Here is a 14,626-nt window from a genome sequence, read left to right on the forward strand (position 1 = left end):
AGAGGCCGACCATGCTTACGCTGCCCATTCCCTTTATCCGCAAGACTGCCGCGATCGCCGTCGCCTGCGTGCTGACCGCCTGCTCGACGCTTCCGCCCTACACGAAGCCCGATGTCGCCGTCCCCGACCACTTTGCCGGCGCGCCGCAGGCCGCGCCCGGATGGGCGGTCGCGGCGCCCGCCGATGGATTGTCGCGCGGGCCGTGGTGGACCCTGTTCAACGATCCGGACCTGAACGGCCTCGAAGCCCGCATCGACGTATCGAACCAGACCGTGAAGAAAGCGGTTGCGCAATTGCAGGAAGCACGCGCGATGGTCAACTACCAGCGCGCGGGCTTCTTCCCGACGGTGACCGCCGGCGCGGCGCAATCGCGCACGCGCCTGTCGCAGAATGTGCTGGGACATTCGCTGGCCGGTCAGACCGTGCCCGACTACTCTGCGGGCATTGCTGCAAGCTGGGAACCGGACCTGTTCGGCCGCGTCAGCAATGCCACGTTGAACGCACGCGACAACGCGCAGGCGAGCGAAGCGGATCTGCAATCGGTACGTCTGTCGATGGCGAGCGATCTCGCGATCGACTACTTCGACCTACGCTCGCTCGACATCCAGAAAAAACTGCTCGACGACACGGTCACCGCCTACACCGCGGCGCTCGACATCCTGAAGCAGCAGATGAAGGACGGCGCAATCGACGCCTCCGCCGTCGCGCAGGCTGAAACGCAGCTGGAGAGCACGCGTACGCAGGACACCGACATCGACGTGCAACGCGCTCAACTGCAGCATGCGATAGCGACGCTCGTCGGCGTGCCGGCCTCGTCGTTCACCTTGCCCGCGAAGCTGGACCCGGTCGGCGTGCCGTCGATTCCGGCTGGCCTGCCTTCGCAACTGCTCGAACGACGTCCCGACATCGCCGCGGCCGAACGACGCGTCGCCGCGGCCAATGCGCAGATCGGCGAAGCGCGTGCAGCGTTCTATCCGGATCTCACCCTGTCTGCAACCGCCGGGCTCGAAAGCACCTTCTTCGCGCCCTGGCTGACTGCACCGAGCCTCTTCTGGTCCATCGGCGCCCAGCTCGCGGGAACGCTCTTCGATGGCGGCCGCCGCGACGCGACACTCAAGGGCGCGACGGCCCAGTATGACGGCGCCGTCGCCGACTATCGTCAGACTGTGCTGGTCGCCTTCCAGCAGGTGGAAGACAACCTGTCCGCGCTGCATACGCTCGCTGGCGAAGCCGACAGCCAACAACGCGCGACATCGGCGGCGGAGCTTTCGCTGAAGCTGACGACGAACCGCTACCAGGCCGGCGCGGTCAACTACCTCGACGTGGTGACCGCCCAGACGATCGCACTCACCAACGAGCGTACCGCCGACCAGATCCAGGCCCGTCGCGTCGATGCGAGCGTGTTGTTGCTGAAGGCGTTGGGCGGCGGCTGGAACAGCGCGTCGCTCGATTCGGCGCAGGCTTCAGGATGAAGGGCGGGAAATATCCTGGCGCCCGATTGCAAAGGGGCTGGCATGCGCTGCCGGGACCGCGCAGCTTACGCGCGCGCGAACGTCAGGATGAAGCGCGTGCTGGTCGCGTCGCTTTCGGCATGCGCCGTGCCGCCATGCAGATCCATGATGGTGCGCACGATCGCGAGTCCGAGTCCGGTCGAACCCGCCGATTTCGGGTCGCTCCTGCGTGAGGGATCGATGCGGTAAAAGCGGTCGAAAATGCGTTCGAGCAGGGAAGGATCGATCGGCTTGCCCTGATTGGAAACGGTGACACGTACCTTGTCCGGCGTTTCCGCGGCTTCCAGCGTGATGTCGCCGCCGCGCGGCGTATAGCGCAGTGCATTGGCGAGCAGGTTGCCGATGGCGCGCCGGAACAGTTCCGCGTCGGCCCGCAGACGTCCGCCGCCGGTTACGTGCAAACGGACACCGGCTTCTTCGGCAACGCCTTCGAAGTATTCGGCAATCCGCGCGAGTTCGTGAGCCGCATCCAGATCGCGCAGCGTGGTGACGAACTGCGGATGTTCCGCGCGCGCGAGAAAGAGCACGCTCTCGATCATGCGCGAGATCCGCTCGCATTCCTCGAGGTTCGACTCGAGCAGGGCCTGGTATTCTTCATTCGAACGCGGCCGCGCGAGCGCCACTTCCGTCGAGCCCCGCAGATTGCCGAGCGGGGTACGCATGTCATGCGCGAGATCGGCCGTGTACTGCGAGAGGCGCTGAAATCCGCCATGCAGCCGGTCCAGCATCGCGTTGAGCGATGCGACGAGCGCTGCCAGTTCGCTGGGGACGTTGTCGACTTCGATATGGGTGCTCAGCCGGTCGACGGTGACCGTCGCGGCACTTCGCGCGATTTCCCGCAGCGGCCGCAGCGACTCCCGCACCAGCATCCAGCTCATCAGAAAGGCGAGCAGCATGCCGCAGATACCCACGACGTACAGGCGCTCGCGGTAGCGATCGAGCAGCAGCCAGCGGTCTGTCATGTTGCGTTCGATGATCATCGTGACCATCGTACCGTCGCGCAGGACGGCATCGGCCGCGAGACCGCGTACCGGAACACCGCGAGCCGTGTGCCACTCGGAAATCGCGTCTTCGGTAATCCGTTGCGATGCGCCGAGTCTTCGCAAAAGTGCCGGTGCCGGAGTGCCCGGGTCGACCACGCTCTCCGTGTTGTGCTGGACGAGAACGTTCTGCGCCGGGTCGCGCACCTCCATCGCAAGCGCCCCATTACCCAGCACCTGGCTCGTGAGGCGGTCGACGTGGCTGCGCAGGTCGGCCAGCGTATCGAGCTCTTCGGCGAGACGCCGCGTATGGCGCGCGATCAGGACGATGTCGAGGTCGTCCTGCTTTTTGACCTGGCGATCCAGCGCAAAATACACGACGCTGCCAACGACTGCGAAAACAGCCAGCGTGGTTCCGGCGAAAGCAAGTGCGAGTGTGGCGGTCAGTGAGCGGCCGGCCATCAGTCCGCCTCTTTGTCGGCGGCCGCCTCGATCACATAGCCGACACCGCGTACCGTCTGGATCAGCTTGACCGGATAGTCGTCGTCGATTTTTGCCCGCAACCGGCGGATCGCCACCTCGACCACGTTCGTATCGCTGTCGAAATTCATGTCCCACACATAGGACGCGATTTGCGTCCGGCTCAGCACTTCGCCCTGACGGCGCACGAGCAGTTGCAACAAAGCGAATTCGCGCGGCGTGAGGTCGATGCGCGTGGCGCCACGGCGCACACGTCGCCGGTTGACGTCGATTTCGAGGTCACCGGCCTTGAGCAGTTCGCTTTCGCGCGGCGGCCCGCGACGCGCGAGCGTGCGCACCCGCGCCAGCAACTCGACGAACGCGAAAGGCTTCACAAGGTAGTCGTCGCCGCCCAGTTCGAGACCGTGCACCCGGTCGCTGACGTCGTCGCGCGCGGTCAGGAACAGCACGGGCGTCGTGCGGGTGGCACGCAACTTCTTCACCACGGCCCAGCCGTCCATCGTCGGCAGCATCACGTCGAGGACGATGACGTCGTAGTTCTCTTCCTGCGCGAGGATGAGCCCTTCGGCGCCGTCATTCGCCACGTCGACGAGATAACCGGATTCCTCCAGCCCCTTTTTCAGGTAAGCCGCTGTCTTCGGCTCGTCTTCGATTACCAGAATTCGCATGTGGATACCCCGGCAGGGTGTGTTGACCGTTGCCTGATTCTAAGCGCAACGCGCGCCGGATGCGCTACCGCGAGCGGGCCCTATGCGCGGGGTGTGCGAATTGGAAACTGACGGAGCTGACATGCGAACTGGCCGAACGCGATGTGCATGAAAAGCCCACGCGCGAAGACATGCAAGTTCAGGCGTCGTTGCCCTGCCATCTCAAGGCGACAGCGTTGCAGACGCAAGCGTCGCCCGGCGACGTGCCCCGACCGACCACGCAACCGCGGTCCCGATTGCAAGAACTAACAGGCATGCGGTCGGCACAAGCATCGGCGCGACATGGCTGTTGGCCGCTTTACCGACATAGGGCATCAGGTTCTGCCCAAAGAACCCGCCGAGGTTGCCGATCGAGTTGATGGCGGCGACACTCGCCGCGGCTCGGGCGCCGGAGAAAAAGCGCGGCGGAAGCGACCAGAAGCACGGATACAGTAGCGGGATACAGGCCCCGCCCAGACATAGCGCGATGAAGCGCAGCGAAATCGTCGGCAGCACGAGGCTCGAGGCAAAGCACACGACGCCAATGCCTGCGACCACAGTCATCGCCCTCAACACCACCCGCTCGCGCTTGAGCTTGCCGGGAAGCCAGAGCAGAAGCAGCGTCGCAAGTGCCCACGGAATCATGTTGAGCAAGCCGTTGACGCTCGACGAAACACCGTAACTCTTGACCAGCGTAGGCATCCAGTAGGTGACACCGTATAGCGACGTCGACATCAGCATGTAGGTCGCTGCAAACAGAAGTACTTTCGGATCGACCAGCGCAGCCCACGGCCGGGACGCTTTCGCCTGAACGGAAGCCTCGCGCCCGAGCGCTGCCAGCACGAGATGTTTTTCGTCCGGCGAGAGGAACGCCGCCGCCCTGACCGAGTCTGGCAGATACTTGAGTGCGACGAACGCGATCAGAATTGCCGGAATGCCAGTGGCAATGAAGACCCATTGCCACCCCGCCAGCCCCAGTGTCCCGCCCAGCGAAAGCAGGAGCCCGCCTACCAGCGAGCCAAGCATGTTCGCGAGCGAACTGCCCAGCGTAAAGAAGCCGAGCACGCGCGTCCGATAGCTTTGCGGAAACCACTGTGTCAGGTAGTAGATAACGCCGGGATAAAACCCCGCTTCGGCCACACCAAGTGCAAAGCGGAAAGAATAGAAAACCGGCAGCGACCTTGTGAACGCCATCAGCACCGTCACGATGCCCCACGTAATCATGATGCGGGCGAGCCACGTGCGGGCGCCGAAACGATGCAGCGCAAGCGTGCTGGGCACTTCGAACAGCAGGTAGCCAATGAAGAAAAGCGATGCTCCAAGGCCATACGCCGCCTCGGTCATACCGAGCGCATGCACCATCTCCAGTTTCGCGAAGCCGACATTCTGGCGGTCGATGAAAGAGATGAGGAACATGACGATCAACAGGGGCATCAGCCGCCATGCCACTTTCTTCATGACCTGCTGCTCAGGTGTGACGGACGTAGACATCTTTGCTCCAGAGTCGCTGCCGGCTGCCGTTCGACCCGTCGTTTCGTTAAAACGCCAGTGAGCGCGGGCAGGCAATTAAATTGATGTATTCATATATATGATTATATGTTTAGAGGTGAAATGCCATGGGGTATAACCCGGACCCAAAATGCGGGCATGCGTTGGGTGAAAGACGTACCGAACGCGAGGCGGTTCAGATCGGGAGAGTGCAGATGGTTGGCGCGCAAGGCGGTTCACAGGGCAACCGCGCGCAGGTCGCGCGCCGGATGCCGATCGGGTAGCCGGTGTCGGCGACGGCACCGGACGGGGCGCCGTCAGCGAATTTCGACCTGATACTGGAACGCGGTGGCGGAACCTCGCGTGCTGCGCCATTCGATGGGCATTCCCGCGAAATCGACGGCCACGCGCTGCACAAGGATTACCGGGCTACCGATATCGATGCGCAACAGCGCCGCATCCTTCTCAGTCGCCTGTTCGACATTCAGAATCTCAGTGGCCGACGCCACGATTTGCCGGCACAGGCGCTCGTAAAGCGGATACAACAAGTGTTCGAAGTCACCTAGCGGTAAGGTCGCCAGCGCGTCAAAGCGGCCGCGAGGCAGCCATATTTCTTCCGACAAAACCGGTTCACCGTCGATCAGCCGGACTCGGGACAGGTGAATCGCCTTCTCGCTGGCCTTCATCTGCAACTTCGAGCGAATCGTCTCGTTCGGTTTGACGAGCTCGCGTCTGAGCACCTTCGCCGTCGGCCGGACCGGCTTGCCGTCCAGCGACTCGAAGCGGAAGAAACGGAACAACGACGAATCGAAGCGCGGCCGGCGGATAAACGTTCCCCTGCCCTGAGTGCGCGTCAGCACCCCGTCGGCCACCAGCAAATCGATGGCTTTTCGAAGGGTTCCTGTCGACACGTTATAGAACTCACTGAGTTCTGCCTCGGTGGCGATCGCTTTTTCAGGCGCCCACTCGCCCTCCGCAATACGACGCGCCAGGTCATCGCGCAATTGCTGGTAGCGGGGCAATCGACCGTCTGGCCTGTCCGGGAACGATTGCATATCGATGATTCATATAGTTGTTCAGAGGAATGTTCACTTTACCGCATGTGGCCCGACACGGGGAATCCTGCTGACATTCCCTGTTCTGCGTCCATGACGCATTCGGCGGTCGCCGACCTGTACCGGGATTCACAGCGACACCGTATGTTTCCCGTATGCTTCGCTGAAATTTGGCTGTAAGTCGCCGTTGCTACAGTCCTCGAAAGCCTTTGCCTCCGGATGCCGGACGGGCTCCCTGCGGACAGGCAGAAAGGACAAGAGCGACAACCCATGAACACAGCGCGTGCATTCTGGCTCATTGTGGTGCTGCTTTTCACGAACCCTGCCTGGGCGTTTCAGTCCAGGGTCGTCGCGATTCCCAGCGCTGCGATGCATAAGTCTTTCGACGCGACCGTGGTGTTGCCCGATGAATACGCGCGAGGCGACGAGACCGACCGGTTCCCGGTTGTCTATGTGCTGCACGGCTCAGGCGGAGACCACACCGACTGGACCGCGAATACGCAGATCGGCAAGCTGGCAGACCGCTATCACGTGATCCTCGTGATGCCTGACGGCGGTCATGAGAGCTGGTACATCGACAGCCCCGTTGATCCGCGCAGCCGCTACGAAACGTTCGTGGGTGTGGAAGTCGTTGGGTATATCGACGCGCATTTCCGCACGATTGCCGCCAGGCAGGCACGCGCGATCACGGGCTTGAGCATGGGCGGCTTCGGCGCGTTAAGCATTGCTCTCGACCGGCCGGATACATTCGGCGCAGTGGGGAGCATCAGCGGCGCGGTCGATCCGCGTGGATGCGAAGACGAACCCGGTATCAACCGCGTGTTCGGCACCCCGGCCCGGCACGCTGCTTTCTGGAACAGCAAGGCCATAGTCGAAAACGCCCAAAGCTTTGAAAACGCCCATATCGATCTGACGATCGATTGCGGTGTCAACGACTCGCTCGTCCAATCGAATCGCACGCTGCACGAACGGCTCGTCGAACTGGGCGTGCCGCATGATTACGCGGAACGTCCCGGCGGCCACACGTGGCAGTACTGGGCCAATGCGATCCAGTATCAGGTGCTCTTCTTCGCGACTTCATTCCAGCACAAGGGCTTTGCATTCAACCACCACCCGGACATGACGAGGCGCATCGCCGCCCTGACGACGGCCGGTTGATGCGTCGCTCGCTGATCGACGGCGCACGGGTAATCTGACGCAACCCGCTACCGCTACGCTTCGTCGGGAACCCGAAGCCCGAGTTCGTTGAATACTTCCCGGGCATTCCGGAACGCTTCGATGGCGGCAGGCGCGCCGGCATACACCGCGCCATGCAGCAAAACCTCGCGGATCTCCACGATGGTTGCGCCGTTGTTCAACGCACCTCGCACATGCCCACGCAATTCCGTCCCTCTGCCGAGCGCGGCAAGCATCGCGCAGGTGCACAGGCTGCGCGTTTTGAGGTCGAGCCCCTCGCGCAACCAGGTGCTGCCCCACGCATGCTCGTTGAGCCAGTCCTGAAGCGGGCGTGAAAACCCGTCCAGATCGCTCATCGCGCGCTCGACGAATGGCGCACCCATCACTTCCGTGCGCCGTGCCTTGCCGGCATCGCGGTCATGTTCGCTCATGTTGAGTTCTCCTGCTGTCAGTTGCCGAAACCCTTCGACGCGATAGTGCAGACGGTGTCGGTGAGCCGCCGCACGTTCGACACAGTGTCATCCTGCGGGCCAAAGTCCGCCGAACCCCGTGCTTGCGACATAAATCACAAGGAAATAGCCGAGCACATAGAGCGCGTAGGTCTGGCCGTTGCCGGTGTAGACCTTGCGAACGGTCCCCGCGGCAGCGAGCGCACCGCTTGAAACACCGCGCCAGAACATTGTCGCGACTGGCGGGACCGTGCGGGCCAGCACCGGCCGGTAGAACCTGAAGAAGCCGGAGACACTTCCCGCATCGCGACGCCGGCTGCGATAAAGCAGCAGGAAAAATGCGAACAGGACGGCGGTCACCGCCAGGACCACGATCACGACGGGCGTCGGGTTCCAGAAACCATAGATGCTCTCCAGCGACATGCCTTGCCAGACCAGCGTCGACGCAAATTGCGGGTCGATCGCCGCCGACACCGGTTCGATCAGCACCTTCGGGAAGAACGACAGGAGGAAAATTCCGGCGACCAGAACGAATTGCGGCACCAGCAACAGCACAGGCGCTTCGTGGATCTCCGTCTGTCCCGCCGGGCGCGCTCCGAAGAACAGACCGCTGATGAAGCGGAACATGTAGAGGAAACCGGCGAACGTGGCAACCAGCCCGCATATGGTCAGCGCGTACCACCCCTTGCCCGACAAGGCGACGAGCAGCAGCCATTTCCCGCCAAAACCCATGAGCGGAGGCAAGCCGGACATCGAGATGATGGCGACGAGCACCATCGCAAAAGTGAATGGCATCGCGCGGGCAAGCCCACCCGCCCCGGCAGCGCCGTGCGTGCCCGTGCGCAATGTGACACCCGCCAGCGCGAGGAACAGGATGCCTTTCACCATCATGTGGTTAGCGACCAGATAGAGCGCCGTAACCCAGCCAAGATGACTCATCAGCGCGATCGCGGTGACGATATAGCCGAGCTGGCTCATGCTCGAATAAGCCAGCATGCGCTTGAAGTCATTCTGCCGCAGCGCCATGAACGCACCCGCCAGGGTCGTCAGCGCACCGATCCACGCCATGACATGTGCAAGCTCGAGACCGACCTCCGTGCGTATCGTCAGATAGGTGCCGATCAGCAGGCCGAAAATCGCTACCTTGCTGACAACGGCCGACAGCATGGCGGTCACGTCGTCCTCCGCTTCCGTATAGGCGGCGGGCAGCCAGACATGCACGCCGATAGCGCCCGCCTTGATCAGAAAGCCGGCCGCCAGCAGGACGAACGCCCGGCTCGCGTCAGGGCCCGACCTGACAAGCCCGGCCAGCTCGATGCTGCCGTCGATCGCGGCAACGGCGGCGAAGCCGGCCAGCAGGAAGAAAGCCGACAATAGCGAAAACAGCAGGAAAGTCAGCACATGCGCGCCGGCACTGCGGCATTTCGCGATCAGGAAGCAGGACGACAGCGTCACGATCTCCCAGCTATAGAAGAATTCGAGCGTGGTCGTGGAGCGCAGCAGCGCCGGGATCGAAAGCAGCAGGACCACCAGCATGGGATAGAAGCCCGGGCGCACATCGCTGCGGTAGAGGCTCGCCGACGCGATGACGAAGCTGCCGGTCAGCAGCAGCCACGCGACGAGCCCGGCGATGCCGCTCGTGCTTTCGGCGAGCCTCGAGCCCACCAGCGCGACGACGATCAGCATGGCGACGCCCTTCACCCGGCCGGGCAGGCGATCCGCCGTGTAGAACAGGGCGCCCGCGATGAGCGGCGAGAAGATCCATATCGATCCCGTGCCCGAGACTGACGCGGCGACATAGCCGGCGGCGATCAGAAGGATGGCCACGCCGAACAGCGGCAACAGCGCAACCAGACCCGGTCCCGCCTTGACCGCGTCCTCGGAGGGACGCAGCGCGCGCACGAACCAGTGGAACATGTAGGCGGCTTCGAGAAGCGAGCCGGTCAGGATCAGCCCGATCCAGTACGGCTTGCCGGCACGGGTCAGCTGGATCACCAGTTCCCATTTCGCCCAGAAGCCGGGAAAGGGCGGCAGGCCGGCAATGGCCACCATGAACAGCCCGAGCAGGCCGATCAGAAGCGGGCTGCGCGACAGGATGGCGCGCGCATCGGCGCCGTGCCGTTTGAGCACGCCGACAAGCCAGAAGAGGCCCGCTTTCGCGAGAAGATGGTTGACGAACAGGCCACCGACCACGAGGGGGACCGACGCATCCGCCCCGACCTGCCGCAGCAGGGCGAGCGCCAGCATGAGAAGCCCCATCTGGCCGATCGATGAATAGCCGAGCACCCGCTGCGGTTCGGTCTGCTTGAGGGCGAGCAGATTGGAAAACAGGAAGGTGATCCCGCCGGACACGGCGATGATGCCGAGATCTCCGTCGAAGAGCGGCAGGAGCTTGAAGAGCGCGAAGAATACGCCTGCGGAAACGCCGACCGACACCATCGAGGCAACGCCGCTCGGCGCGGTTTCGTAGACGTCGAGCCCCCATCCGTTCGCCGGAAACGGCTTGAGTTCGATCACGAGGCAGCCGAGCACGAGAAGGAGCGCCGTCTCGCCGATCGGGTCGGTGATCTGGGTACGGACGGCAATCAGGTCATCGATGTTCAGCGTGCCGGTGACGTAATAGAGCAGCACCGCGCCAAGCAGGAGGAAGGTCGAAGCGATCACCGTCGCGACGATGTATTTGAACGCGGCGGCCAGCGCGGCCGGCGCGCGCTCCAGGCCGAAAAGCCCATAGGTGGCAATCGATACGATTTCGAGAAACACGAAGAGGTTGAACAGGTCGCGGGTCATCACCATGCCGTCGATGCCCATGACCATGATCAGATAGAGCAGCAACGCCGCGTAATTGCCGCGCAGGCGGTCCCACAGATGCAGCGCGCCGAGCAGCGACACCACATTGACGCTGAAGGTGAAGAGGCCTTCCCACAGGCCGAAGCGCAGATTGATGGAGACCGGCGGCAACGCGCCCGCAGTCAGCACTTCGATGGTCTCGCCGCCCTGCAACAGGCCGAGGAACGAGACGCCGCTGACCAGCACGATGCCGCCGAGCGCGACGAAGAAGCCACCGGTGAGCCACGGCTTGCCGAGCCGGTAAAGCAAGGGAATGACGAAGCCGCCGCCCAGTCCAAGAATGAAGATGTAGAGCGGATGGAACAGCCCGGCTACCATTTCGACTCCGCGAACGCGTCGATGGAGAGCGTCTTCTTAGCCGCATAAAGGCGAATCGCGAAAGACAGCATGATCGCCGTGACCGACAGACCGATCACGATGGCGGTCACCACGAGCGCGGACGGAATCGGATCGATTGCGCGATGCGCGGCGTCCGCCTTGCTCATGGCGGCGTCGATGATCGGCGCCGTGCCGCCCCTGATGTAGCCCGTCGCGACCATGACGAGATGCAGCCCCGTGTCGATCACCGCGAAGCCGATGATGATGCGCAGGATGTTGCGATGGGTCAGCATGCCCCACAGGCCGATCAACGAGAGGCTGAAGCCTGTGACCAGCAGAATGGTCGAAACCGGTAGGCCTGTCGTCATGCCCCGCCCTCCTCGCTCAGCTTCTGAACCGGTCGATGATGACGCTCAGTTCCGCGCCGACCTTGATCCCGAGCAGCGCGGAAATCAGCGGGATCGCGCCAGCGCTGAAAAACGCGCCGAATTCGCCGCGCGGCAAAAAGCGGGCATCGAGGAAGCCGCCCGCCAGCACCAGCCCCAAAATGCCGATACACACGTAGATCACGCCGGCCAGCGATTCGATGACGCCAAGCAGCGCGACGTTGAGCGCGGCGCCTGGCCGGGCCAGCATCATCATCATGCCGCCGGACGCGACGATGGCGCCGCCCTGAAAGCCCCCGCCGGCCGACAGATGGCCGTTCACGATCACATAGGCGCCGAAGGTCAGGATCATCGGCAGCAGAACCTGCTTTCCAGTCCTGACGATCTCGCCGGCTTCGCGGCGCGGGTCGCTGTCGTCATCGACAACGGCGACGCCTGCAGTGCTCTCGTTCTTCAGAAGCACACCGACGCTCGCCGCCACCATGAACAGCACGGCCACCTCGCCGAGCGTATCGAAGCCGCGGTAAGTGATCAGAATGCCCGTGACGATGTTCGGCGCGCCGAGTTCGGCCGGCCCTTGCATCACATAGTGCAGGGCAAGCGGCCTGAGTTCCTGCAGCTCGCTATAGCCACCGATCAGGCGGCAGAAGATCAGCGCGAACAGAAAGACTGTCAGCAGGACCAGCACGCGTCGGATCACGATTCGCTCTCCCCGGCACGGCGTTCGTTCGCTTCGGCGAGCGCGTCGGTCACGGTGGACGGCGCCATCGGCGTGCGGTTGAGCCAGGCCGCGCGCGCCAGCGCATGCGAGGACACCGGGTTGGTCACCAGCACAAAAGCGATGACCAGGATCAGCCGGAATGTCCAGTCCGGGTGATAGAACGCGAGGCCGATCAGCACCAGCATGTTGCCGAGTGTCGAAGCCTTGGTGCCCGCCTGGATGCGCGTATAGGCATCGGGCATGCGCACCAGGCCAAGCCCCGCGGAAAACAGGAAAACGGCCCCCGCCAGGATGAATACGCTGCCGATCAGTTCGGTCATGCGTCAGCCCTTCTCATAGCCGGTTTTGCGGATCGCATACAGAAAGATGAAGGTCGCCAGGCCCGAGCCAATCGACGCTTCGGCCATCGCCACGTCGGGGGCGGCGAGCAGCAGAAAGGCCACCGCGGCGAACAGGCTGGCCAGCCCTGAACTCACCATCGCGGCCATGAGATTTTTCAGGCAAACGGCCAGTATTCCGCTGACGAGAATGCTGGCGCACATGAGCAGGACGAGCAGTTCCAGCACGGTCTAAAGCCCCTTTTCCAGAAAGCGGGCAATCGCCAGAACGGCCAGAAAACTTAGCAGCCCATAGACCAGAGCCACGTCGATATAGACGAAACGACCAGAAAACTGGGCGTAAAGCGCAATCAGCGAAATCGAAATGACAGTGAGCATATCGATGGCGACGACCCGGTCGATAAGGGTCTTGCCGAGCACGAGGCGAATGACACCGAACAGAATCGCGAAAAAGATCAGTACGGAGGCGATCTCGAGCATGATTTCAGCCAAAGACCTTCTCCAGATGCTTTTCGAAAGGCGTGACGAGCGCCTGTGTTGCGGCATCGATGTCGGTCGTCTTGACGTCCAGCCAGTGGATGAACAGGATGTCGCCCTGAAGATCCATCACAAGCGAGCCCGGCGTGAGTGCGATCGAATTGGCCAGCGCCAGCCGGCCCATGGGCGATGTCAGACGGGTGCGGACCTTGACGATGCCCGGTGCGATGTCGATACGTGGCGCATAGACGTATCGCATCATGTTGAGATTGGCGCGCGCCAGCTCGACGATGAAGGTCGCGCCATAGGCGACCAAATGATAGAGACCGCGCGGCGTCCAGCGAATCCGGCCCCAGGCGTCGCTGGAAGAGGCGAATACGTAGGCCAGCACCAGGGTGATCGCAGCGCCGGTGAGTGCCGGTTCCACCGCCAGCGACGCGTTGGCGATCATCCAGACCGTGAACAGGACGACCCACAGGCTGAGCATCCCCTGCGGAGCGAACGACGTGACCGGTTTTTCGCTGTTCGAAGCCACGTCTTCAGGTTCCTAAAGAGGGCACTAGCAAAAAGTCTAGGTGACAAGCTGGGGCAAATCAACTCGGGGCACGATCACGCAGAGGATAGGTGCCGCGCAGTAGAAGACGATAGCGGTGGTGATCCAGAGAACTCGCGTCGCGCAGACCGACAATCGTCAGGCTGCCCAGAAAGACGGCGATGCTTCGGACTCGGAGCGGATAAAGTCGGCGAGCAGCTTGACTCTCGCGACGTCGCGCGTTTCCGCGTGTGATACGAGCCAGTATGACCGGGTCAGCGCAATCTGCTCGGGCAGCAGGCGCACGAGACTCGCGTCGGTTCTACCCCCAACATAATTTGTTGCGAAAATCCCACAGCCATGACGCGATCTCAACCCCATCACCGCGCCGCGCGCATCCGCAAGGTCAGTCCGTAGAGACCGTTGGTCCATTCTCCAGCGCGAGAATCTCGTGTTTAACGGCCTGAAGTGTTTTCGCGTGAGTTTCGCAGTCCCTTCGAATGCGCTCCGTTGGCCCGACGACGGATAAGCCATATAGCTCGTCTCCGATCCTTAGCGCGATCGCAACGGCTGAGAGTTCCGGAGCGCTTTCCGCAAAGTTAACGCTCCAGCCGCGTTTCTTTGCCACCGCGGCCTCCGAAACAAGCGCCGGCAGATTCGGGATTGTGGCTTCGGTAAAGCGTTCAAAACTTAACTGACTGCCAAACGCCTGCTGCTCCTGCGCGGACATCTCTCCAAAAATCGCCTTGCCAATCGAATTCGCATGAAGCGGTCGCAATTCGCCAGGCTCTCGCGTGTAACGAATTGCTTGAGTCGACTCGACTACGTCGAGATAGACAACGGCCGTGCCGTGAATCTTGCCGAGAACGGCCGTCTCTCCACTCACATCGCGCAATTCGACCAACTGCGGATGCACCATCGCGACGATCGAATCAACCGCATCGATGGCGCTTGCGAGCAATTGCAGGCGACGTGTCGGATAGTAGCCGCCGCGCTTCCTGACCTCGTACAGATAGCCGCGGCTCACGAGCGTGCGCGCCAGCGCCAGACAGCTCGACATCGGCACGTCCATCAAACGGGCGAGTTCGGTCAGCGAGAGCGGTCGCTGTTCGGTGGCGAACAGTTCGAACAGGTCGAGTGTGCGGGCAACAAGTTTGACGTCCATGGCGAGTGGTTTAT

The 14,626-nt window shown here is 62.6% G+C and carries 16 protein-coding genes; 2 read left to right on the forward strand and 14 right to left on the reverse strand.

Annotated features, from left to right (window positions below; genetic code table 11):
• Positions 1-11: 11 nt before the first annotated feature.
• Positions 12-1,472 (forward strand): efflux transporter outer membrane subunit, encoded by a 1,461-nt coding sequence (locus P3T23_RS36225; protein WP_429320871.1) that lies wholly within the window; start codon positions 12-14, stop codon positions 1,470-1,472.
• 65 nt (positions 1,473-1,537) lie between these two features.
• Here P3T23_RS36225 and P3T23_RS36230 read toward each other — a convergent pair whose 3' ends face one another.
• The 4 genes from P3T23_RS36230 to P3T23_RS36245 form a co-directional block, all read right to left on the reverse strand.
• The gene (locus P3T23_RS36230) at positions 1,538-2,953 is read right to left on the reverse strand and encodes a heavy metal sensor histidine kinase (RefSeq protein ID WP_429320872.1); all 1,416 of its coding nucleotides are present in this window, start codon (positions 2,951-2,953) and stop codon (positions 1,538-1,540) included.
• Positions 2,953-3,639 (reverse strand): heavy metal response regulator transcription factor, encoded by a 687-nt coding sequence (locus P3T23_RS36235; RefSeq protein WP_429320873.1) that lies wholly within the window; start codon positions 3,637-3,639, stop codon positions 2,953-2,955. Before P3T23_RS36235 ends, P3T23_RS36230 begins: the two co-directional genes overlap by 1 nt.
• A 201-nt stretch (positions 3,640-3,840) precedes the next feature.
• Positions 3,841-5,148, reverse strand: coding sequence for an MFS transporter (locus P3T23_RS36240; protein WP_429320874.1), 1,308 nt, complete (start codon positions 5,146-5,148; stop codon positions 3,841-3,843).
• 314 nt (positions 5,149-5,462) lie between these two features.
• Complete coding sequence (locus tag P3T23_RS36245) at positions 5,463-6,200, reverse strand: GntR family transcriptional regulator (protein ID WP_429320875.1); 738 nt, start codon at positions 6,198-6,200, stop codon at positions 5,463-5,465.
• 270 nt (positions 6,201-6,470) lie between these two features.
• On the opposite strand from P3T23_RS36245, the gene P3T23_RS36250 reads away from it, so the two are divergent.
• The gene (locus P3T23_RS36250; RefSeq protein WP_429320876.1) at positions 6,471-7,358 is read left to right on the forward strand and encodes an alpha/beta hydrolase; all 888 of its coding nucleotides are present in this window, start codon (positions 6,471-6,473) and stop codon (positions 7,356-7,358) included.
• A 53-nt stretch (positions 7,359-7,411) separates the two neighbouring features.
• On the opposite strand, the gene P3T23_RS36255 is transcribed toward P3T23_RS36250, so the two are convergent.
• The 10 genes from P3T23_RS36255 to P3T23_RS36300 form a co-directional block, all read right to left on the reverse strand.
• Positions 7,412-7,807, reverse strand: coding sequence for a carboxymuconolactone decarboxylase family protein (locus P3T23_RS36255; RefSeq protein ID WP_429320877.1), 396 nt, complete (start codon positions 7,805-7,807; stop codon positions 7,412-7,414).
• Positions 7,808-7,894: 87 nt separating this feature from the next.
• Positions 7,895-10,993: a proton-conducting transporter membrane subunit gene (locus P3T23_RS36260; protein ID WP_429320878.1), complete on the reverse strand. Its 3,099-nt coding sequence runs from the start codon at positions 10,991-10,993 to the stop codon at positions 7,895-7,897.
• Positions 10,987-11,361: a sodium:proton antiporter gene (locus P3T23_RS36265; RefSeq protein WP_429320879.1), complete on the reverse strand. Its 375-nt coding sequence runs from the start codon at positions 11,359-11,361 to the stop codon at positions 10,987-10,989. Before P3T23_RS36265 ends, P3T23_RS36260 begins: the two co-directional genes overlap by 7 nt.
• Before the next feature lie 16 nt (positions 11,362-11,377).
• Complete coding sequence (mbhE, locus tag P3T23_RS36270; protein WP_429320880.1) at positions 11,378-12,079, reverse strand: hydrogen gas-evolving membrane-bound hydrogenase subunit E; 702 nt, start codon at positions 12,077-12,079, stop codon at positions 11,378-11,380.
• A complete protein-coding gene (mnhG, locus tag P3T23_RS36275) occupies positions 12,076-12,420 on the reverse strand; it encodes a monovalent cation/H(+) antiporter subunit G (protein WP_429320881.1) in 345 nt (114 codons plus the stop codon). Before mnhG ends, mbhE begins: the two co-directional genes overlap by 4 nt.
• 3 nt (positions 12,421-12,423) lie before the next feature.
• The gene (locus tag P3T23_RS36280) at positions 12,424-12,666 is read right to left on the reverse strand and encodes a hydrogenase subunit MbhD domain-containing protein (RefSeq protein ID WP_133664685.1); all 243 of its coding nucleotides are present in this window, start codon (positions 12,664-12,666) and stop codon (positions 12,424-12,426) included.
• 3 nt (positions 12,667-12,669) lie between these two features.
• On the reverse strand, positions 12,670-12,930 hold the full coding sequence (locus P3T23_RS36285) for a monovalent cation/H+ antiporter complex subunit F (RefSeq protein ID WP_429320882.1): 261 nt from the start codon (positions 12,928-12,930) through the stop codon (positions 12,670-12,672).
• Positions 12,923-13,402, reverse strand: coding sequence for a Na+/H+ antiporter subunit E (locus P3T23_RS36290; RefSeq protein WP_429320883.1), 480 nt, complete (start codon positions 13,400-13,402; stop codon positions 12,923-12,925). Before P3T23_RS36290 ends, P3T23_RS36285 begins: the two co-directional genes overlap by 8 nt.
• 204 nt (positions 13,403-13,606) lie before the next feature.
• Entirely contained in the window at positions 13,607-13,753 is a 147-nt protein-coding gene (locus P3T23_RS36295) for a hypothetical protein (RefSeq protein ID WP_429320884.1), read from the reverse strand.
• 100 nt (positions 13,754-13,853) lie between these two features.
• Positions 13,854-14,612, reverse strand: a complete 759-nt coding sequence (locus P3T23_RS36300) for an IclR family transcriptional regulator (protein WP_429320885.1) — start codon at positions 14,610-14,612, stop codon at positions 13,854-13,856.
• Positions 14,613-14,626 lie beyond the last annotated feature (14 nt).

The sequence above is a fragment of the Paraburkholderia sp. GAS448 genome, from assembly GCF_050435685.1.
GTDB lineage: Bacteria > Pseudomonadota > Gammaproteobacteria > Burkholderiales > Burkholderiaceae > Paraburkholderia.